Here is a 21,361-nt window from a genome sequence, read left to right as displayed (position 1 = left end):
AATCAGTCATCAGCTTTCAGCTATAAGGTTTGTTATCAAATAAGCAAAATTTTATTGATTTTTTTTAGTTGTTTGCTGATAGCTGACGGCTGAATGCTTACACAAAAACAGCCTTCTACCTGTTGTCTTCTAGAAAATAATAATTATGGCAACTGAACCCAAACCAGGAACATTATACATTGTCGGGACACCGATTGGAAATCTCGAAGATATGACTTTTCGGGCGGTGAGAATATTACAATCTGTAGATATAATTGCGGCTGAAGATACCAGACATACAGGAAAATTGCTGCAACATTTTCAAATTAAAACACCCCAAATGAGTTATCATGAACATAACCGTAATAGTCGCATTCCTGAAATATTAGAATCTTTAAAATATGGAAAAGCGATCGCATTAGTTAGTGATGCGGGAATGCCAGGAATTTCTGATCCGGGATATGAGTTAATTAAAGCTTGTGTAGATGCAGAAATTGATGTTGTTCCTATTCCCAGTGCGACTGCTGCCATTACCGCTTTAAGTGCTTCTGGTTTACCCACAAATCGGTTTATATTTGATGGATTTTTACCTGCAAAAAGTCAACAAAGAAGGGAATATTTAGAATCTTTGTTAATAGAAACCAGGACATTAGTATTTTATGAATCTCCCCATCGGTTGCGGGAGACATTAAAAGATTTAGGAGATATATTAGGGAGCGATCGCCAGATAGTAATAGCTAGAGAATTAACTAAATTATATGAAGAATTTTGGCGAGGAACAATAGAAGAAGCGATCGCCCATTATCAACAAAAAGAACCCCAAGGAGAATATACCCTGTTAGTGGCAGGAATAGAACCCAGCAAACCACAAATTACAGAAGCAGAATTAAAAGCCGAACTATTAGCAATGATGAAACAAGGTGCTTCTCGTTCTCAAGCAAGTAGACAATTAGCAAAAGAAATATCAATTTCTCGGAATAAATTATATCAGTTGGCATTAACAATTGAAATAGATAATGAATAACGAACCACTCCAGGCGCAGAAGACACAGAGATTGATAACTAGCTGGTTGTAATTAAATATAAAATGTGGGATGGGCATACTTCGATAAACTCAGTACAAGTCTTGCCCATCAACAGGCTAGAAGCCTGTTCCACATTTATCTGCTTTCATCTATCTGCTTTAAATATCAAAACAAAAAACCAGGAGAAGATAAAAATAAATCTTCTTCCCGGTTCATAAATACTAACACTTATTCCTCTGCGTTATCTGCATCTTTGGGATTCGTTTCTTCCAAAAAATTAAGACACAAACGCAAAATCTGTATTTACATTCAAACCAATCACACCATTAACAACAGCAACAGTTTTACCAAGTAAACCAACTTCCGTATTACCATTGACAACATTGAGAGTCAAAGTAGCTGAGGAAATACCCCCAACACCAATGACATCTACACCCCTTTGGAACCCACATTCCGCACCCCCCAGTGTCACAATCGGTAATTTCGGATTTTTGAAGACCTTTGAGGATAATTTTAATACAAAATGGTCTAAAGTTTAGGTAGCGATCGCCAATCTCAAATCCCCAAATGACCATTTTTCGTTGTGTGACAGTTTAGGGTGCGGAAGGTGGGTTGGAAGTCAAGGATAGTATTAGCAGTATCAGGTAATTCAGCATCAGCGATCCAGAACTCATCCGCACCTGCACCACCGGAAATACTAAAGTATTTGGATCTTTGGTATTAACATAATTCATTGCCACACCAATAGCTGCATCAGCCCGCCGTAGTGCTTCCACAGTACCTACAGCATTGTTGTTATTAGCGAAGTTATCCGTACCTTCTTCTTCAATAACTACAAAGAAACCCTCAGGATCTTGGCTGAGAATTTTTAAAGATGCCTCTAGCATCTCTGCAACTGTAGGCGCAGTGTTTAGGTAGAGAGGTAAGGGATTAGCAGTGTTTAATCCTAATTGTTCTTCCCGGCGATCGTCAAAGGTGTGGTTAGCAGCAAAAACTCCGAGTAACTTTGTGGAAGCAGTAGCACTTGCTACGGCAGTGTTCATTTGCTCTTCTGTGTAGACCACAGTATAGCCCAAGGACTTTGCTAAATCAATCAGGTTAGTGGTGGGACGATCTTCGGCATCAGCGAAAGCAGCATCAATTGCGGCGGTAACGTGGAAACCTGTAGTACCTTTGGGCAGTAGGTAAACTTCACCACCTGCCATGATGATCTGAGTGCCAGAACGAATTACCTGTTCAGCAATTTCGGCAGTTTTATCACGGGCGCGGGTGTTATTGCCCACGCGGTTTGTAGTCGCAGCAGCAAAAGCGGCGGTTCCAGGTTCACCAATGTGACCTGATTGAATGAGGGCTGTTGCTTTACCAGCAGCGATCGCTTCTTCTAAAATTGTATAGCCAACTTTACCAGAAGCAGGTGTAATAGTTGTGTTATCCTCTTTTAAACCAAAGGATTCATTAAATACCTCGAAGTGCCATGAAGTGAGAGGGACTTGTACCATCCGGGTGAATGAAAATTACATTTCCCGTCTGTCGAGTCGCTTTGGGTGCTGGTGTGGGGTCAGGATTACGAGATGGTAGTTGAACGTTGAACAGCGTCTCATACATCAACTCATAAATTTTGGTATTGTCTAAAGTTGCAGGTAATTTATCTGCATTTAAACCATGCGCTTTAGAAACAATAGAACCAGAAAAATCTGGTGTACCTGACCAACCAACACCAAACCTGAACACATCACCATCTGCATCAGGTGCAGCCACGAAAGGCGCAGTGTTAGCACCGGTTTGTCCATCTAAGGGTACGTTGCGGTTTGATGTAGTGGGGTTATTATTAACAGTACCTACGGTTGCACCAGTGCGGTCTATTACTTGTAAACCACCAGCATCACTATCAGCAGCCGTCAACATCAAGGTGTTAGAATGTCTTTCGATGAAATCTAATGCTACACCAATGGCTGCATCTGTACGACGTAAACCTTCTAAAGTTCCAGCCGCATTGTTGTTATTACCAAAGTTATCAGTACCTTCTTCTTCCACAATGGTAATTGAACCATTGTTAAAGTTGGGGTGTCTTTCCATCAACTTCTGGGTGACATCCAACATTTCAGCAATAGTTGGGGCTGTTTGCCGATACAGAGGTAAACTCTGTCCAGCTAAAACTTCCTCTGGGCGATCGTTAAAAGTGTGAACAGGTGCAAATACACCTAACACTTTTGTTGGGGCTGTAGGTAAATCAAGTAGGGATTTGAGTTGATCTGCTGTATAAACAACTACATAACCCAAGCTTTGAGCTAGTTGGATCAGGTTTTGCGTGGGGCGTTGTAAAGAATTTGTGCTAATAGCATCCAGTTCGGCAGCAGTACCATGGAAACCATTAGTACCCACTGGTAATAAGTTAAGTTCACCACCACCCATGATGAAGTTAACGCCTGACCTGATCACCTGTTCGGCAATTGCCGCATTTTGAGCGCGGGGTACAGTGCGAGTGCCATCAGGGTTAACAATTTCTTGTGTCTTAGCAACAAAAGCAGCTGTACCAGGCTCATAGATCGCTCCAGATTGCACTAAAGCAGTAACTTTTCCTGCATCTCTGGCTTCTTCAACAATGGTTTTATTAGTTCCTGAAAGAGAAGTAATTGGTAAATTATTCAGTTCAAAGCCAAAGGATTCAGCGTAAACTTTAACACCTGTAGCGTGAGTCACAGCACCAGCGTTAGATGTTCCACCTAACTGGTCTTCCATGTGACCAAGATACACACCAGCATTAGACATCTTATCCCAATTCAATCGCCCATCGGGTCCTTGGTCTACAAACCGTGCAAAAGCAAAGTGAGATGGACTTGTTCCATCTGGGTGCATGAAAATGACGTGATTACCAGCCATAAAACCTCTGAATAAGTAGTTCAGTGTTTGAGATATATTTTGATCTCATTTAAACGGGTAATTGTTAAGAGAAGTCACGGCAAAAGGTTAATTGAAAGTTATTTATTTCTTAATTTTTGTTAAATTATGTTTTAATTACAAGTTAAGGATGTAAAAATTTTAATTAATTTTAATTATTTTAAAATATTTATGAATCAGCTTAAATGGGCAAGATAGTTAATTCCAAAATAAGATCAAACTCGTTTGACACTATATAGTTTTGCTAAGTTTGCGGCTAATATTACAATGGAGATAATTGACAAATTGAGGAAAGACCCAGAATGACCCAAGTGGTTCTAGGAGAAAACGAAGGAATAGATTCAGCCCTGCGTCGGTTTAAACGCCAGGTTTCCAAAGCTGGAATTTTGGCTGACGTAAAGTATCATCGTCACTTTGAAACCCCCCTGGAAAAGCGCAAACGTAAAGCAGTCGCAGCTAGACGGAAACGCCGTTTTAAATAAACCTATTCGGTTTAGTAATGGATTGCTTGAGATATCCTTATAAATCAAGCACAATACCTTTACCATGTTCTTAAAATAATTCAGGAAGCTGCGACACACCCCTGATGGGGTGTAATTTTATTGGTGGAACTTAGTGCGTAAGCCTTTTGTCTTGCTTAGATGGAGTTAGCGGAAATCGCTTTCCATCTAACAAAAATGGTGATTGGTGACTGGTGACTGGTGACTGGTGATTGGTGATTGGTGATTGGTGATTGGTGATTGGGGATAAATATTTACTTTCTGACTCCTGACTCCTAACTCCTATCCCTCAGCACTCCAGCTATTACAACGGTTCATGGCTTTTTCTACACCTTGCTTTAAGGTGAGTTCTGCACACTCAACCACAAAGTCTAAAACCACATTCATTAATTTTGATTCTGTAGCAGAGAACTTTCCCAAAACATGAGAAACCGTGTCAGCATTATCATCATTTGCTGCACCTTTGGGTTTACCAATACCGATGCGTAAGCGGGGGAAGTTTTGACTATTTAAATGGGAAATAATACTCTTCATCCCATTATGTCCACCTGCTGAACCAGATAAACGCAGGCGAGTTTTTCCTAACGGTAAATCCATATCATCATAAATGACTAACACAGATTCAGGAGGTATTTTATACCAACTTGTTACCGCTTGGACTGATTGCCCGGAACGGTTCATGTAAGTTAGCGGTTTTAAAAGCCGAATTTTACCGCCTCCAGGTGCTAAACCTTCTGCAAAATGTCCTTGAAACTTACGATTTTCGGTTAAAGAAAATTGCCAAGCGTGGGCAAGAGCATCAATAGCCGCAAAACCAATATTATGGCGTGTTTGATCATACTTAGGCTCTGGATTCCCCAACCCGACTATTAACTGGGGAATAACCAAAGCAGGTTGCTTAACAGCTTCTGTCATCCGATTTTTGGATTTTGGGTTAATTTAGAGGATAAATCTGAAATTTGGAGAATTTTAGACAGAATTATCCTGTTTAGTAGATTCTATTTGTTTAGGTTCGAGTTCAGCAGTGGTTTTTACAGGTTGGTCTAGTTTTTCCGCTTCTTTCTTAAATTCGTTTTGAAACTCATTAGAAGCATCTTGGAAACTGCGAATGGTTTTACCCAAACTACGACCGATTTCTGGTAGTTTCTTAGGACCAAAGATTAATAAAGCTACTACCATAATTACAGCCATTTCTGGCAAACCAATACCAAATATATTCATTATTTTTTTCCTTTAGCTCATCTTCAAATATATCAGGTGACTGGGGACTGGGGACTGGGGACTGGGGACTGGGGACTGGGGACTGGGAGAAAAATTCTTTATCCGTTTCGTGTTAAGAGTTCCCTGTTCCCTATTAACTGAAAAACCCGGACAGGCCGGGTCTATATTAACTTGTATCCAAGTTATAATAGCTGTGTAGCAATTAGCCGCCTAAACTGCGCCAATCAACAAGTACGTCTTGAATTAACAGAGACTTGTTGTAAACTTGCAGAATAATGAGCAAGAATACGAAAAACAAACCCATAAAAACACCCATTAAAGGTGTTGTTCCCCAACCGGGGGATACTTTACCATATTCAGCGTTTAAGGGTCTGAGGATATCTCCCAATTTAGTCCGTTGTGCCATAGTTCACCTAAGATCAGTTGCCAAAACTTTTTTTATTTTTTTTATTCCCCTCTGTAGGGTGCTGCAATATTTCAGCAGGATTTTAACCTTACGTTTGGGATGATTCTGACTATGACGATAATACCACTATCAGGGTAGGGCGGTTTACCTGACTTTAATGAATGGAGAATATAGTATTTACGTTAAGTTTTGTAATATTCTAGAAGATAACGCTCATAATATAACTCTAAATTTATGGACTTAGAACCTGGTTTAGTGCTTGGTGTTTCTTTTTCTGCCATCCTGATTGCTATTACTGGTATGGCAATTTACACATCCTTTGGTCCACCAAGCAGGGAATTAGCTGATCCTTTTGAGGATCACGAAGATTAAAAGCGTGATTAGTTTGGTATAATGGTGGGCTATGCCCACCCTTGGGGAAGTTAAAATTAAGATCCCCGGCTTATCTATACAGGTAAACATTTATGAATCAACCTATTTTACAGTTTATTGAAAATAAGAATTATAAAAATCTGTCTTTACCGCATCCTGTAGAGTTAGATAATTTGAATATTTTTATCGGTTCTAATGGTTCAGGTAAGAGTAATTTTATTAGTTGTTTAAAATTTTTAAAGGACTGTTTAACTACTATTCCTGATGAAAGTCGTGGTGTGAGTAGTTTTGAAGATGCTGTTACCAAAATTGGGGCTGATAGAAGAGTAATTTTTTGATCTGGAAAAAAAGCAGCCTTTTCTGCTGCTGCTATATACTGTTCTTGGGAAGGGTTAATAAAATAAACTGATTCTATACAATCTCTAGCAAATTTAATTGCTTGTTCAGTTCCCAGACGATATAGCAAAAGATTATATGTTTCTAGATAAACAGGAAAGGGAACTAAGATTGTTAAATTTTCTGCATTGATTCTTTGTATTTGAGTTTTTGAACGCTGATGATATTGATCATCTATATCTATAGCAGCATAAAGGGGTCCAGTGTCAGCAATTATAGCTCTCAAGGTGTGTTTGGTGGTAATGATTGTGAGTATATTTGTTTAGCGAGAATTTGATCATGATTTACCGAGGTATCCAAAAATCCGCTTCCTTTAGTTGTAGGAGTAAAGTTAATTGGTTTTTTTGGAGGTAAATAACCACGTTGACTCAAAAATTCGATGATGGCATTTTCAATAATATCATTAGCAGGTAATAGATTTTCCTGATCTTTGATATAACTATTGAGAGCATTTGCTAATGTATCTGGTAATGTAATGTTGAGGGATTGCATAGGTTTTTAGTGGAAATTATATCTATATTATATTCTTGTCTGAATCAGGATAACCAGGATTTTAGGATTTACAGGATGTTTTTGGATGATTTTTGGTGGGAAGTTGGGGATTTTATTTGTCACTAATTTCAAAACTTGCTATTTTCCAAGGTGCGATTTTTTCAACTTCCTCATTTACCTTCCTTTCTAATAAATCAACCGCTTCCCCTAACCTAAAATATTCACTTTCTAAACCTAACTCTACTGTTTCTCCATGACATTCATAAAAACGCAAAATGATTTTTTTACTATCATCTTCACTGATTTTAAAAGCTGTGATAATTAAATTATTATCTGCTAATTTGATAAAACTTTGATTCGGTAAAATACCAGATGCAGATTTTTTGATTTCTGGATTTATCAACACATTTAATGGTATATTTAATTCATATCCTTTTTTCACTGTTTCCGCTTCTTGCCAACTGCCAAGATGAGGATATAAACTATAGGTAAATTCGTGTATTCCTCTATCTGTTTCTGGGTCTGGCCAGTTGGGACTTCTTAATAATGTCAGGCGGATTTGATTGGGTTTAACATCGTATCCATATTTACAATCATTGAGTAAGCTAAAACCGTATTTTCCGCTATCTGTTTCTGAGGTTAAATCAGCCCATTGTAAAGCAGGTACTTCCCATTTTGCTTGTTCTGCCGGGGTTTGGGGGTTGGTGGGGCGGTTAATGACTCCACAGGGGATTTCATAAGTTGCAGTTTCGGTGGTAAAATTTAAAGGGAAGCTGGTTTTAACTAATACTTGATTTTCTTGCCAATTTACAGTATTCTTAATTTTAAGAATTGGGGTACTTTTTTGTAAGATGTAATTTTGGGTAAATTCAGATTTACCGATTTTACGAATCACTTGTAAATTTTGTTGAATTTCTCCATGTTCTAACCATTGAATTGATAGTAATTCGCTTGGGTTTAGGGGTTTGGTGCTATAATTTGGATCAATATTCCAAGCGTCCCAATATTGTCCACTATCTTGAAAAGCTTGGAGTTGGTTTCCTGCACCGTTTAATATTTCACGTTGTTGGTTTTTATCAAAGATGCTGTCTATATCTCCAGTTTGAGGGTTAATTTTTACTTGGACATATTCATTTTCTAAAGTCCAATTTTGGGGAAGTTCATTTTTTACGATGTTTGATTTTTTCGATGTGGGAGAAAGCCAATAAATTTGATATCCTATGGATGGGAGGGTTGCGAGAAATAATAAAGAGTTTGCGCTTTTTTGGGATGGAAGTTCATTTCCTTGAAAGTCGTAAATTTTCCAAGTTTGGTTATTTTCAGGTAAGTTTAAACTAACAACTTCCGAACGTTCCCAGTTGAGAGAGTTAAAAATTATTATAGGAATAGTATTAGGTTCGGGTGGTTGTGGTAAAGTAATGTGAGATGCGATCGCTCTTAAAGCATCATCTAATATTTTATTTCCCACTTGTTGAACTTCTTCCCACTCCGGTAACGCATCGTGATAAACTTGGGTAATAGAAGAACCGGGTAAAATATCGTGAAACTGGTTAAACAGAACTTTTTTCCAAGAAGTTTCTATTTCCATTTTCGGATATTCACAACCATATATAGAAGTTGCCAGAGTTGCGAATAACTCAGCTTGATATAATAGATGTTCAGATTTACGATTGTAGCGTTTTTGATCTGCGTGAGTCGTATAACATCCGCGATGAAATTCCAAATATAACTCATCTTCCCATATTGGTAAATTTTCAGGAAGATTTTCTGATTCCGATTTTATATGTTGTAGATAATTTTCGGCGGTGGAAAATCGCAACTTGGGTAAAATGGGGGAATGTTCCCAGCGTCGTGCTACTTCTAGCATATCACGAGTAGGACCACCACCATGATCACCGACACCAGGAAGCCAAAGCGCATCATTTAAACCCGTTTGAGTTTGCCACTCACACAGATATTGAGTCATCTTAACCGGATCAATAGTTTCCCCGATGAGAGCAGACATATAACTTAATATTTGACTACCATCTGGCGATCGCCACCAAAATAAACCATAATCAAATTTAGTAGTATCATTCCAGCGTAGCTTTTGAGTGACAAAAAACTCAATTCCCGCTTGAGTCAAAAACTGTGGTAAAGTTGCACAAAAACCAAAAGTATCAGGAACCCAAACTATGGGAGATATTTTTCCAAACTTCTGCAAAAAATAACGCTGACCATATAATAATTGTCTAACAATAGACTCACCAGAGATCAAATTTAAATCTGGTTCAACCCAGAAACCCCCCAAAACCTCCCACCTTCCAGATTTTACCTGACTTTGAATCTCCCGAAATAACAGAGGACGATTTTCCTCAACCCAAGCATACAGAGCAGGAGTAGAATGACAGAATATCAACTCAGAAAAATCTGATTGTAACCTTAAAACCGACTCAAAAGTATTTTGTGCAGCGTTCCAAGTTTCTGAAACAGGCCATAACCATGCTAAATCTAAATGAGCATGACCCAACAAATATATTTTATAATTTTGAACGCCGATAAACGCAGATGAACGCAGATAGACTTCTCGTATTTTCAGCAGAAAACTTTTCCAAACTTCCTCTTTATTTTCCTCTGCGTTCTTTGCGCCTTTGCGGTTCGTTACCTCATCAACCCCCGCAACCAAACCAGCTAAACCCTGCGGTGAAAACCTTTCCAAAAGAACTTGAGTAATAGCCAACTCATCAGCCACAATACCCGGATCTAAATCATTGTAACCCAAACCTTCAAAAATTAAAAGCGATCGCACCAAAGCACCATCACAATGACCAGGACTCACCAACCGCAAACAAACAAAAAACGCATCACCCGGTTTTACCCCTTGACTTAAAAGCACCCGTGGGGAACAATCAAATAAATCCCCAATTAAAACCAGATTACCATTAACATAAACCTCAACCGCATCAGCCCACCAAAGCAAAGACAACCGCAAAGACAAACCAGATAAAGGATAACCTTGCAAACTTTCAGGAACAGTGAACCTTTGCGCTAACCAAAGAACCTGTTTTCCCCCATCCCAAACAACCTGATTTCTCTGATTTATCTTAACAGATTGCCAGTCAGATAGATCAGAATTTACTACCTCATTAACTTCTAACTCATTAACTTCTAAATTACCTTGCTGATAAACCCAAGAAGAAAGGATATTAATTTGACATAAAGAGCGTAAATTTTCAACAGTCTTTGATATAGATGTAGTATCCATAGGAGTAAAATGAAAAGTTAGAGAAAATCAACAATGAAAATTCACAAGAGAAAACCACGCTCAGAACTTAAACATAAATTGAGATTGTCAAAATTAAACTCATCTGAATTTATTTTCAGTTATGATTATATCACTAACTAAATCTCAATCACATTTTACGAGCAATCACATTTCACAGGAATCGGCAAAATTAATCGAAACTCAGCCTAATTACAGCCTAATTACAGCCTAATTATATTGATATCATGTCCTCCAGTTCATCTCGTCCTTATCAAAGTAAAGTATTTAACTTCTTCAATCAGCAATCTCGGCGGTTGAGTCAAAAATTAGAAAGTACCATCCGTAACTTACAAGTTGCTACAAAATGGAGTGTAGAGGCGTTACTTTATCCGTTGTATCAAGCATTGCAGCCTGATAAACAACCAGGAAAGAAATTACAAACTTCAGCTAAGACCACCCAAACATACTTAAAATCTTATACTCCCCCACCAGCAGACACGCCTATTCAGAACGTCATAGAATTAGTTAAGAATTTACCATCTGCTGCCGCTGCTGAATCAGAAACTTTACAAAATGTCAAATCTTCAGGTTTTTTGGGTAGAACCTGGGAAAAAATTACTCATAGTTTTGGGTGGTTGCAAACTCAACAAGCTCCGAAATTACCATCAGAAAATACTTTACAGCATCATATCCCCACTGTACAGGGAATTGCCGTCAAATTAGAAACTAGAGATTTGGTACTTGTCAGCGACAATAACAAAGTTTTTGATGTTTTGACAATATCCCAACAAAGAAAATTAAATGATACAATTAATCAAGAAATTGCTGAATATTCCCAAGTTTTACAATTAGTAGCAGCTAAAAAAGAGCAGAATTTATTACCAGAAATTGACCGGATTTTAAACAAATTAACTAATAGTTCAGATTCTAGTATAACAAATGTTCCCGAAAATCAAAACACCCTAGAAATCAAATCTTATCCTGGTAAAATTTTAGCATTTTTAGATACAGTCTTAGCCAAATTAGAAGCTAAAGCAATTGTGCCTGTAAAACAACAAAGTCAGGGAATTATTAAAGTTGCCAAAACTCAATTATATATCTTTATTTATGGGAAAGAACAGGTAGAAGCTAGGGGAGAAATTTCTGTAAATGCTGATAATTTAACCAGCGAACAGCAAAGTTTGAATATTCCCACTTTAATAGAATCAGCAATTAATTACTTTTTTGGAGGTAGAAAAATTCCCCAACTGAGGGAAGATGAAAAAGATTATAAATTTAATAAAATTAAAATTTCTCACCAAACTGTTAACACATTTATTGATACTCGGCAAATTCAAACATCTGAGTTAACCGGAGATTCTTGGTTAACTTGGGGTGATTTATTTGGTAATTTGGAAATCACAGCAGAAATCAAGGCTAACACCACAGAAGACAAAAATCAAGAAGTATTCAATACAAAGGAAAGGAAGGTTTTTAAAAACAAAAAATCTGTATCATCAACACCTGAATCTAGTTTTGCAAATGCAAGAGAAGCGGAAAAACAACAACAAAAACAACAACAAAAACAACATAAATTAAAACCGGACTGGATAGAAACAACTGCTACATTTATCGGGTATGAAAAACACCCATTAGAGCAAATTTTAGCATGGTTGGATCACGTCATGCTGTGGATAGAAATGATTTTTATGAACATGATTTATTTCTTTAAAGGATTGTTGCAAGGTTAGTTTTTTCAACATTATCCAATAAATTGAGTATGTCAAGACGTGATATCTACCATAATTGTTTACAATAGAACTAGGACAGATTTTAATCAAGAACAAGATTATCAAATTAATTGTATTTGATGATATAATTGAGGAGATAGTAAAATGGATACCAAATTAAGCTATCAAGAAATTATCAAAAAAATTCTTACAGAAAATGCCGAATATCGAGCTTCTATACCCGATGGTTATGAATCTCAAGTTTTATTTGATGATGAGAGAGGACGTTATTTGGTATTAGATATTGGTTGGAATAACGATAAATATTTACACACTACACCTATTCACATAGACTTAATTGATAGTAAAATTTGGATTCAATATGATGATACTGAAGAAGGAATTGCTAATGAATTAATGGAAGCAGGTGTTCCCAAGCAAGATATTGTACTTGGTTTCCGTCATCCCAAAATTCGACCCTATACAAATTTTGCTGTTGGTTAGTTGGGATATTAATTTAATCCATATTTTAAAATGCAAATATTCCCGACTTTTTCACAATATAAAACCAGAAGTTGGGGTCTAAAATTCACCTAAATCAAGCTACACAAATTCCATATTTAGGTAATAAATCATGAATAATATAAAATTGATGTGCTTGTAAAGCGTCGTGAAATAATTTCCAATTACTGACTAAAAAACTAGGATGATAGTGGAAAATTTCATTATCCTTATCAACTGCTTTTTCAGTTCGTAAAGCTTGATATTTCCAAGACCCTTGACCTTTAGGAATATAGTCTACATTAGCATCTCCAAAACTAAATTTACCTTGAGAAATAGCATCTAACCATTTGTGATGACGTGCATGACCATTTTTATCTTTAATATTTTCTAACATCCAAGCAATTAAACTTTTATCTGCTTCCGGTAAACCTGGTACAATAGCATCAGCATCACCTAATAAATAACGCTGCATAGCCTTACACATATTATCAGCAGCCGCTAAAAAATCTTCAGGATTATTGCGTCTAATTTTCTCACCTCTACCATTAATATAACCCCAACGTAAATAAGGTTTATCAGGATGACTTAAAACCGCACCATGTCCTAAAGGTAAAGCTTCACTAACAAAATAATTTTTCAATCTATCCATTAAATTTTTATCAGGTTTGTCATATTCATCAAGTAATTTTTTCGCTTCATTAACTCGATGGTTCACCCCTGCAAAACCTTGATGCGCCCAAGTATCAACATAAACGTGCATTGTAATCCCTAAACGATGTAAACTATAAGCAGTTTGACGACATTGAATACACTCCCTTACCATCTGCTGTGCAACATCACTATTAGGACGACAAATTAACTTTTCAATAAACTTTCCTTCCGGGTTCTCACCTGCTTTTTTACCCCCATTTCCTGGTAAAAAATGAAAAGGTATCCACACATGATAATTTGCTAATTCTTGAAAGTTGCGATAATCTAACATCTTATGCGCTGAACTGATGCGGGTAAACATTGCCCCATTATCAAATCTAATCATACCGCCATTAATGGCATCATCTACATATTGGGCGCAGTAAGCGATAATACTAGCATCTTCATGTTTAAAACCCGCTAGTCGTGCCACTACGTAGGTAACACCGTGGTGAAAGTCTATTTGCATTTTAAATAACTTCGGTTAAGGATTTTTAAATTTAGGAATAGACTATACCAATTTGGGTACTTATTTCATTTTTCTTCCTCTCTGCGTGAGAAAATAAGAAAAAAATCCTCTTAGCACAACATCCGATTCAAAAAACCTTGTAACAACTTTATCCCCTCCGGTTCATGATAATCTGTAGGTAACAAATCCCTTATTGCTTGTTCCAAAGTTTCCAAAGCTACATCTATTTCCTGACGCTTTGGCCGAGAAGTTGCAGGAAAATACAAAGGTTCACCTACCCGAATTGTTAACTTTTTTCTCCAAAATAAATCATGAGTGCCGATTAATGCTATGGGTACAATTGGCACTTCAGCCCGCAACGCATAAATTACAGTTCCCCGTTTTAGGGGATGCAAACGACCCTCAGCATTTCCCAGTCTCCCTTCGGGAAAAATCATCAACCCATCCCCACGGGCTAAAATTGCCGAAACAATGCGGTCTATGCGGCGGACTGTTTGAATATTTCCACCAGGATTAACGGTATTTTTAATAACTTCTGCCAGTTCCTTTAAATCATCCCTTCCCGCTTCAGCAGCAGCAATAACAGCCTGTTCTTCTCCCCAAATTCTTTGTAAAGGAATAACACCACCTGCAAAACCTAAAATCAGGCGTTTCCACCATTTATTATAGAGAGTGCGGGCATCACCAAGAATATAATAATACGATTGAGTCGATATTTCTGCGAGTAAAACTAAAGGGTCAAAATGATGGAGATGATTAGCTGCTAAAATAGCTGATGTATGTGGTATATTTTTGATGTTTTCCACACGGACACGGAAAAAGCAATGAATGAGCGATCGCAACACCCAACGTCTGATATTAGCATTAACTCGCGGTTCTGTATTTTCCTGATCAATAGCAGATAAATGATTGAGAGTAGTATCAATAGTATCTCGAATAGAGCGATCGCTCGCCGCCGCCACACCTTCCCAAACCCGTTTAATAGCGTTCTCAGTCAAAAGCGGTAAATTATCAGACTCGTTATTATTTTCCATCTTTACAATATACTGTAACAACCCAATCACCAATCACCAATCACCAATCACCAAAATTTCTGTAATCCTCCCACAGTTAGAAGATATTTTCCCTACAATGTACGTTGATAGGCTAAAAAGTTGCTGGGAAATTAGGTAAAAAACTAATCATGACTATTTACCACAGCGTAGGCACATTTAAAGGTGTTGGGGGAATTGATCTGTATTATCAAAACTGGAATCCAGGGGGTAAAATCAGGGGGATATTAGCATTAGTACATGGACTCGGAGGACACAGCGGACTTTACAAAAATATAATTGAAAATTTGTTACCTCAGCAATATGCTGTTTATGGCTTAGATTTGCGTGGTCATGGACAATCACCAGGTCAAAGAGGTTACATTAATACTTGGTCCGAGTTTCGTAATGACGTGCAAACATTCTTAAAAATGATGCAACAGCAACAACCACAAATTCCCATTTTTTTATTTGGACATAGCATGGGGGGAATGATAGTTTTAGAATATGCTTTGCGCCATCCAGAAGAGATATCTGCATTACAGGGAGTGATTGCAGTTGCACCTAGCATTGGAGAAGTGGGAGTATCACCAGTGCTTGTACTGTTGGGAAAAATGCTTTCGCGCTTGTGGCCGCGTTTTTCCTTAAATACTGGACTCGACACCACCGCAGGTTCAAGAGATCCGAAAATTGTAGCTACCTACACTCAAGATACCTTACGCCATACCCGTGCAACAGCCCGGTTTTCCACAGAGTTCTTTACTACATTAGCTTGGATCAATGCCCACGCCCATGAATGGAAAGCACCTTTATTAATTTTACATGGTGGTGCTGACAGAGTAGTTTTTCCAGAGGGGAGTGAAATTTTTTATCAACGAGTAACTTGTGCAGATAAGTTGCGTATTGAATATCCGGGAGCATATCACGATTTACATTGTGATCTTAATTATCGTGAATTTCTAGCTGATTTGAGTAATTGGATGGAACAGCATTTACCAACAGAACTAGGAAAATTAGAACCAGTGATGAGTAATGAGTGATCGTTCATTGCGGCTGTAGATTGGTAGAGTGGAAAGATAACAAAACATCAACTCGCCAGATTTCATCGTATAACATGGGCAGTATTTGGGAACTCGATTTTTACTCTCGTCCGATATTGGACGCAAATCAAAAAAAAGTTTGGGAAGTCTTAGTGTGTGAAAGTCCTACTGATGTACGCACTAAAACAGATTCCTTGTTTCGCTATGCTCAATATTGCCCTAGTACCCAAGTAAATTCAGTTTGGTTGCGGACAGCGTTACAAGAAGCGATCGAAAAAGCGGGAAAAGCACCAATTAAAATCCGCTTTTTCCGTCGGCAAATGAATAATATGATTACAAAAGCCTGTCAAGATATAGGTATTCCTGCCTTACCTAGTCGGAAAGCATTGATTCTCAATCAATGGATACAGCAGCGCATGGAGGAAGTTTATCCCCAAGAACCAGGATATCAAGGCGGTACAAATCCTTCTGTACGCTTAGAAAGACCTTTACCACAGCGTTTACCAGATGCGTTGGAAGGCAAACAATGGGCATTTGTGAGTTTAGAAGCCAGTGATTTTGCAGATATGCCAGAATGGGAAATTGGCTTTGGTGAAGCTTTTCCCCTAGAATTGGCACAATTACCCCCAGAAACTCGCATTCCGGGGATTTTGATTTTTTCACCTAGAGCTTTACCTATCGCTGGGTGGATGTCAGGTTTAGAGTTAGCTTATCTGCGATTTGATACCAGTCAAGGAGACAGGCTGATTTTAGAAACCGGTGCAACAGAAAGTTGGATTTTGGCAAATATCAGAACTCCTCAACTGCTCAAAGAAGCACAAGGTTTTGAAGCAGCCAAACAAAAAGCCAATGGAGTGCATTTTATTGGTGTCCAGTCCGATCCCCAAGCTCAATCTTTTGCTGGTTTTTGGCTGTTACAAGAGGTGAATCTGTAGGGACTGGTGACTGGTGACTGGTGACCAGTCCCCAATTACCCAAAAATAATAACTGTTGATGCACGCTGATGGGATAATGGACTGGTCTATCTGGGGTTCAAAATCCAAAATCCACAATTAATCAAGGGAAATGGGTTCTGCAAAATTGTCACAAGATACACTAGCGGAACAGTTGCTAGAACTGGCTTTAAAATCTGGCGCAGAGGCTGCGGAAGTGTATCAGTCCCGATCGCTTTCTCGTCCTGTGTTTTTTGAGGCCAACCGCTTAAAACAACTAGAAACCAGTCAATCTGAAGGTACAGCATTGCGGCTATGGCGAAACGGTCGTCCAGGACTGACTGTGGCTTACGGTTCTGTAGATCCTCAAGGGATGGTAGAACGAGCTTTAGTTCTCAGTCAGTTAAATCACCCTGAACCTGTAGAACTCAGTCGTAATTCTGAAAAATATTACCCTGATTTGGGGGAAGCTGTTCCAGTGGAAAAACTGATAGACTGGGGCAAAAATGCGATCGCTATCGTGCGTGAATTCTATCCTGATGTTCTCTGTAATAGTGATTGGGAATGTGATGTAGAAAATACTCGTTTAATCAATAGCAAAGGTTTGGATTGTCACTATACTGATACTACTCTCAGTTGCTATATGTCCGCAGAATGGGTCAGAGGTGATGATTTTCTCAGTGTTGCTGATGGACAAACCCAACGCGGTGAACTTGAACCCGCCAGAGTGGCGAATCAAATTTTACAGCGATTAAATTGGGCAAAAGAAAACGTTTCTACCCCTAGCGGTCGGTTTCCAGTTTTATTTACTTCCAAAGCTGCGGATATGCTTTGGGGAACTGTCCAAGCTGCATTAAATGGTAAGCAAGTCTTGGAAAAAGCTTCTCCTTGGGCAGAAAAAAAGGGTCTACCTGTTGTTGCACCCTCTCTCACCCTTTACCAAAACCCCCAAGCAGGTCCTTACAGTTGTCCTTTTGATGATGAAGGCAATCCTACCAAGTCTTTGATATTTATCGAAAACGGAATTTTACGCAATTTTTATAGCGATCGCACTATTGGCAGACAATTAGGTATTGGTAGCACTGGTAATGGTTTTCGCCCTGGTTTGGGTAGTTATCCCACCCCTGGTTTATTTAACTTTCTCATCCAACCTGGTAAAGCAACGTTACAAGAATTAATTCAAGATATGGATGAAGGTTTAATAGTCGATCAAATGCTAGGAGGAGGAGGAGGAATTTCTGGTGATTTTTCTATCAATATTGATTTGGGATATTTGGTAAAAAAAGGTCAAATAATTGGTAGAGTTAAAGATACAATGGTCGCCGGCAATGTTTACACAGCCCTCAAACAAATAGTTAAACTCGGTGGGGATGCAGATTGGAATGGTTCTTGTTATACTCCATCTTTGATAGTGGAAGGACTTTCTACAACTGGGAAAAATAGTTGATTTTAGGTGACAGGTGACAGGTGACAGGTGACAGTAAGAAGGTAAGAGAGAATAGGTAATAATTTTACCAATCACCAATCACCAATCACCAATCACCAATTATAGAGAATTATGATTTATGGAGGTTATTTTTCAATTTTGAATGTTGAATTTTAAATTTTAAATTATGATTTTCCCGGACATACTAACCCAGCGTTTTCGCAACTTGTGGCAGTCCAAAAAAAGTTTAGCAATATCTTCAATGGGCTATGCCAATATTGAAGCTTGTGTCATAGGAATTATTGCGGCTTTATCAGCAGTATTACTTAAACAAGGTTCAGGTTGGTTGGGAACATGGCGAGTTCACAGTACCCAACTTTTACCAGCTTGGCTAACTTTACCTTTAATTGGGATGAGTTTTGGCTTTTTAGCAGGTTGGTTGGTACAAAGGTTAGCACCAGAGGCCGCTGGTAGTGGTATTCCTCAAGTTAAAGCTAGTCTTGCCAATGTTCCTATTAAGTTATCGTGGCGAGTGGCATTAATTAAGTTACTCAGTGCTATCATTGCCTTGGGTTCGGGGATCACATTAGGAAGACAAGGTCCCACGGTCCAAGTAGGTGCAGGTTTAGCGGCCGGAATGAGTCGCACTTTTCCCACTTCCCCAGAACATCGCCGCCAAATGATCGCCGCAGGTGCGGGTGCTGGTTTATCCGCTGCTTTTAATGCCCCTATTGCTGGGGTATTATTTATTATTGAAGAGTTACTCCAAGATTTATCAGGACTAACTTTAGGAACTGCCATTATTGCCTGTTTTATCGGTGGTGTAATTTCCCGGTTATTAGGTGGTGGAAGTTTGCAACTAAACCTAGAATTAATGGACTATTCTAGCCAATTTTCCCTGCAAGAAATTCCTATATTTTTATTGTTGGGTGTGTTGGCAGGGTTGCTAGGTGCTGTATTTAATCACGGTTTAATATTCAGTATTAAAACTTATCGGAGATTACACATTAGCTTATCTTTAAGAGTGGCTTTAGCTGGCTTGATTTCGGGTTTAATTGTGGCTTTACTCCCGGAATATTATCGTGATAATGCTGGTTTGCGGGAGTATATGATTGCCAGTCAACCGAATCTTTTGTTAGCAATTATCACTTTTATTAGTCAATTTATTTTAACATTAATTGCCTTTGGTTCTGGCGCTCCAGGGGGATTATTTGCACCCAGTTTAATTTTAGGTTCTTGTTTAGGTCATATAGTTGGAGTTTGTGAGTTTCAACTGTGGGGTTTTGGTTCTCCTACTACCTACGCTTTAGCAGGAATGGGGGGCTTTTTTAGCGCCGTTTCTAAAGTTCCGATTACAGCTATTGTGATTATTTTTGAAATGACGACAGATTTCAATCTTGTATTACCTTTGATGATTGTTTCTGTCACTTCTTATTTAGTTGCGGATCAAGTTTTACCTGGTTCACTGTATGAAAAACTTTTACTATTAAATGGGATCAAACTTCAGAAAAATGCTCCAATTGAAGGGGTATTAACTGAATTAACAGCCAAGGATGTAATGCAGCAACGGGTAGAAACTCTAGAGGCAGAAATGTCTATAGAAGAATCAATTCAAGCCTTTTCTCGTTCTCATCATCGGGGGTTTCCAGTGGTAGAAAAAAATCAATTAGTGGGAATTATTACTCAATCAGATATACAAAATATTTACCCCTTCCGGCATACAGTTTTAAGGGAAATCATGACACCAAAACCAATCACAGTTAAGCCGACACAAACTTTGAGTGATGTACTGTATTTACTGGATCGTTATCAAATTAGTCGTTTACCAGTGGTAGAAAAACAAAAATTGATTGGTATTATTACTCGTGCAGATATTATTAGAGCAGAAGCAGATCGTCTGAACTGTAAAAATGGTATGACTGGACCACAACCAGAACCATCTTATGTAGTGTACCAAACGCGATCGCCTAATATTGGTAGAGGTAGATTATTAGTTACACTTGCTAACCCAGATACAGCAGAAACTTTATTACAAATGGCTGCTACTATTGCCCGCGATCGCCATTATGAATTAGAGTGTTTACAAATTATTTTAGTATCCCGTAACAGTTCCCCATCAGAAACAGAAGTCAGAACTACAAGAAGTCGTCGCTTACTCAGACACGCGGAAGCTTTAGCCAAAAAATTGCACATTCCTATTCATACACAAATACGAGTTGCCCATGATGTTGGGCAAGCAATTTTAGAAACAATCAAAGAACGTCATATAGATTTAATGTTCATGGGTTGGAAAGGAAATACTTCTACCCCCGGCCGTATTTTTGGTACTGTTGTTGACACTATAATTCGTCAAGCTACCTGTGATGTAGTTGTTGTGAAGTTAGGCAATTATTCAGAACCTCCCCATTTTAACCGTTGGTTAGTACCAATGGCAGGGGGACCAAATGCACCTATAGCCATTAAATTATTACCAGCTTTAGTCACATTAGGAAATGAGCCAGAAATTCGCCTCACTCAAGTATTTAAACCATCGGAATTAAAACCAAATCTGCAATTTTTAGAAGAATATACTCGTCAGTTAATCCGACACCGCAATTTACATAGTAATGTTTTTGCAACACCTATAGAAGCTGATTCTGTTACCGAAGGGGTAATTAATTTAGTCAAGAAAGAAGATTTTGATGTTGTAGTTTTGGGTGCTTCTCGTGAGGGTTTATTACAACAAGCAATTCACGGTAATATTCCTGAAAATATTGCTTCTGGTGTTGATAGTACAGTAATTTTAGTGAGAGGAGAAATTAATTCATAATAGGTGATTGGTAATAGGTGATTGGTAATTGGTGATTGGTGATTGGTGATTGGTGATTGGTAACTAGAGGAACAAAACCCAACATTTATAAGCTTTTGTTGGGTTGCGCTATCGCTTAACCCAACCTTGTATCTTAGAGGTATGTTAGAGGAAGTGGTAGACCGTCCCAACCTTGGTCAGAAAAGACCGCTTCGTAGCAAGGATCACCACAACAATCT

At 38.3% G+C, this 21,361-nt stretch carries 21 protein-coding genes; 10 read left to right on the top strand and 11 right to left on the bottom strand.

What is annotated here, in order from left to right; all coding sequences use genetic code 11:
* The first annotated feature begins 145 nt into the window (after window positions 1–145).
* On the top strand, window positions 146–1,003 hold the full coding sequence (gene rsmI, locus H6F47_RS18655; protein ID WP_190650440.1) for a 16S rRNA (cytidine(1402)-2'-O)-methyltransferase: 858 nt from the start codon (window positions 146–148) through the stop codon (window positions 1,001–1,003).
* A gap of 278 nt (window positions 1,004–1,281) precedes the next feature.
* Here the strand turns inward: rsmI and H6F47_RS18650 are convergent, their stop codons facing one another.
* The 3 genes from H6F47_RS18650 to H6F47_RS18645 all read right to left on the bottom strand — a co-directional run bounded on the left by H6F47_RS18650 (window position 1,282) and on the right by H6F47_RS18645 (window position 3,884).
* On the bottom strand, window positions 1,282–1,476 hold the full coding sequence (locus H6F47_RS18650; RefSeq protein WP_190650437.1) for a hypothetical protein: 195 nt from the start codon (window positions 1,474–1,476) through the stop codon (window positions 1,282–1,284).
* 121 nt (window positions 1,477–1,597) lie between these two features.
* Window positions 1,598–2,503 carry an alkaline phosphatase gene (locus tag H6F47_RS28065; protein ID WP_242027439.1) on the bottom strand — a complete coding sequence of 302 codons (906 nt, stop codon included), beginning with the start codon at window positions 2,501–2,503 and terminating at the stop codon, window positions 1,598–1,600.
* Window positions 2,460–3,884, bottom strand: coding sequence for an alkaline phosphatase (locus H6F47_RS18645; RefSeq protein WP_242027438.1), 1,425 nt, complete (start codon window positions 3,882–3,884; stop codon window positions 2,460–2,462). Before H6F47_RS18645 ends, H6F47_RS28065 begins: the two co-directional genes overlap by 44 nt.
* A gap of 320 nt (window positions 3,885–4,204) precedes the next feature.
* Here H6F47_RS18645 and rpsU point away from each other — a divergent pair, with 320 nt between their 5' ends.
* Window positions 4,205–4,384 (top strand): 30S ribosomal protein S21, encoded by a 180-nt coding sequence (gene rpsU / locus H6F47_RS18640; RefSeq protein WP_008226419.1) that lies wholly within the window; start codon window positions 4,205–4,207, stop codon window positions 4,382–4,384.
* Window positions 4,385–4,684: 300 nt separating this feature from the next.
* Here rpsU and pth read toward each other — a convergent pair whose 3' ends face one another.
* From pth to psbH, 3 genes are all read right to left on the bottom strand, one after another.
* Window positions 4,685–5,317, bottom strand: coding sequence for an aminoacyl-tRNA hydrolase (gene pth, locus H6F47_RS18635; protein ID WP_190348041.1), 633 nt, complete (start codon window positions 5,315–5,317; stop codon window positions 4,685–4,687).
* Between the two features lie 54 nt (window positions 5,318–5,371).
* Entirely contained in the window at window positions 5,372–5,623 is a 252-nt protein-coding gene (locus H6F47_RS18630) for a TatA/E family twin arginine-targeting protein translocase (protein ID WP_137667466.1), read from the bottom strand.
* A gap of 202 nt (window positions 5,624–5,825) precedes the next feature.
* Window positions 5,826–6,029, bottom strand: coding sequence for a photosystem II reaction center protein PsbH (psbH, locus tag H6F47_RS18625; protein ID WP_096566033.1), 204 nt, complete (start codon window positions 6,027–6,029; stop codon window positions 5,826–5,828).
* Between the two features lie 234 nt (window positions 6,030–6,263).
* On the opposite strand from psbH, the gene psbN reads away from it, so the two are divergent.
* A complete protein-coding gene (gene psbN / locus H6F47_RS18620; RefSeq protein ID WP_096566031.1) occupies window positions 6,264–6,401 on the top strand; it encodes a photosystem II reaction center protein PsbN in 138 nt (45 codons plus the stop codon).
* A gap of 92 nt (window positions 6,402–6,493) precedes the next feature.
* Entirely contained in the window at window positions 6,494–6,739 is a 246-nt protein-coding gene (locus H6F47_RS18615) for an AAA family ATPase (protein WP_137668831.1), read from the top strand.
* Window positions 6,740–7,019: 280 nt separating this feature from the next.
* Here the strand turns inward: H6F47_RS18615 and H6F47_RS18610 are convergent, their stop codons facing one another.
* A complete protein-coding gene (locus H6F47_RS18610; RefSeq protein WP_137668830.1) occupies window positions 7,020–7,289 on the bottom strand; it encodes a hypothetical protein in 270 nt (89 codons plus the stop codon).
* Window positions 7,290–7,401: 112 nt separating this feature from the next.
* On the bottom strand, window positions 7,402–10,533 hold the full coding sequence (locus H6F47_RS18605; protein WP_190650435.1) for an alpha-mannosidase: 3,132 nt from the start codon (window positions 10,531–10,533) through the stop codon (window positions 7,402–7,404).
* Window positions 10,534–10,778: 245 nt separating this feature from the next.
* Here H6F47_RS18605 and H6F47_RS18600 point away from each other — a divergent pair, with 245 nt between their 5' ends.
* Both H6F47_RS18600 and H6F47_RS18595 read left to right on the top strand, forming a co-directional pair.
* A complete protein-coding gene (locus H6F47_RS18600; protein WP_190650433.1) occupies window positions 10,779–12,263 on the top strand; it encodes a hypothetical protein in 1,485 nt (494 codons plus the stop codon).
* Between the two features lie 144 nt (window positions 12,264–12,407).
* Window positions 12,408–12,746 carry a XisI protein gene (locus H6F47_RS18595; RefSeq protein ID WP_137668827.1) on the top strand — a complete coding sequence of 113 codons (339 nt, stop codon included), beginning with the start codon at window positions 12,408–12,410 and terminating at the stop codon, window positions 12,744–12,746.
* Window positions 12,747–12,840: 94 nt separating this feature from the next.
* On the opposite strand, the gene H6F47_RS18590 is transcribed toward H6F47_RS18595, so the two are convergent.
* Window positions 12,841–13,905 (bottom strand): DUF6765 family protein, encoded by a 1,065-nt coding sequence (locus H6F47_RS18590; RefSeq protein ID WP_137668826.1) that lies wholly within the window; start codon window positions 13,903–13,905, stop codon window positions 12,841–12,843.
* A gap of 110 nt (window positions 13,906–14,015) precedes the next feature.
* Window positions 14,016–14,939 (bottom strand): 1-acyl-sn-glycerol-3-phosphate acyltransferase, encoded by a 924-nt coding sequence (locus tag H6F47_RS18585; RefSeq protein ID WP_190650432.1) that lies wholly within the window; start codon window positions 14,937–14,939, stop codon window positions 14,016–14,018.
* Between the two features lie 149 nt (window positions 14,940–15,088).
* On the opposite strand from H6F47_RS18585, the gene H6F47_RS18580 reads away from it, so the two are divergent.
* A complete protein-coding gene (locus H6F47_RS18580; protein ID WP_190650429.1) occupies window positions 15,089–15,976 on the top strand; it encodes an alpha/beta hydrolase in 888 nt (295 codons plus the stop codon).
* A gap of 74 nt (window positions 15,977–16,050) precedes the next feature.
* Complete coding sequence (locus H6F47_RS18575) at window positions 16,051–16,911, top strand: Tab2/Atab2 family RNA-binding protein (protein WP_137669049.1); 861 nt, start codon at window positions 16,051–16,053, stop codon at window positions 16,909–16,911.
* Here H6F47_RS18575 and H6F47_RS28585 read toward each other — a convergent pair.
* On the bottom strand, window positions 16,891–17,019 hold the full coding sequence (locus H6F47_RS28585; RefSeq protein ID WP_277876997.1) for a hypothetical protein: 129 nt from the start codon (window positions 17,017–17,019) through the stop codon (window positions 16,891–16,893). The two genes, H6F47_RS18575 and H6F47_RS28585, sit on opposite strands and share 21 nt — an antisense overlap.
* Window positions 17,020–17,041: 22 nt before the next feature.
* Here H6F47_RS28585 and H6F47_RS18570 point away from each other — a divergent pair, with 22 nt between their 5' ends.
* Together H6F47_RS18570 and H6F47_RS18565 are read left to right on the top strand one after the other, a co-directional pair.
* Window positions 17,042–18,355: a TldD/PmbA family protein gene (locus H6F47_RS18570; protein WP_190650427.1), complete on the top strand. Its 1,314-nt coding sequence runs from the start codon at window positions 17,042–17,044 to the stop codon at window positions 18,353–18,355.
* A gap of 166 nt (window positions 18,356–18,521) precedes the next feature.
* A complete protein-coding gene (locus H6F47_RS18565) occupies window positions 18,522–21,143 on the top strand; it encodes a chloride channel protein (protein ID WP_190348034.1) in 2,622 nt (873 codons plus the stop codon).
* Window positions 21,144–21,361 lie beyond the last annotated feature (218 nt).

The organism is Sphaerospermopsis sp. FACHB-1094, from assembly GCF_014696195.1.
Lineage (GTDB): Bacteria > Cyanobacteriota > Cyanobacteriia > Cyanobacteriales > Nostocaceae > Sphaerospermopsis > Sphaerospermopsis kisseleviana.
This window is presented reverse-complemented; position numbering and strand designations above follow the sequence as displayed.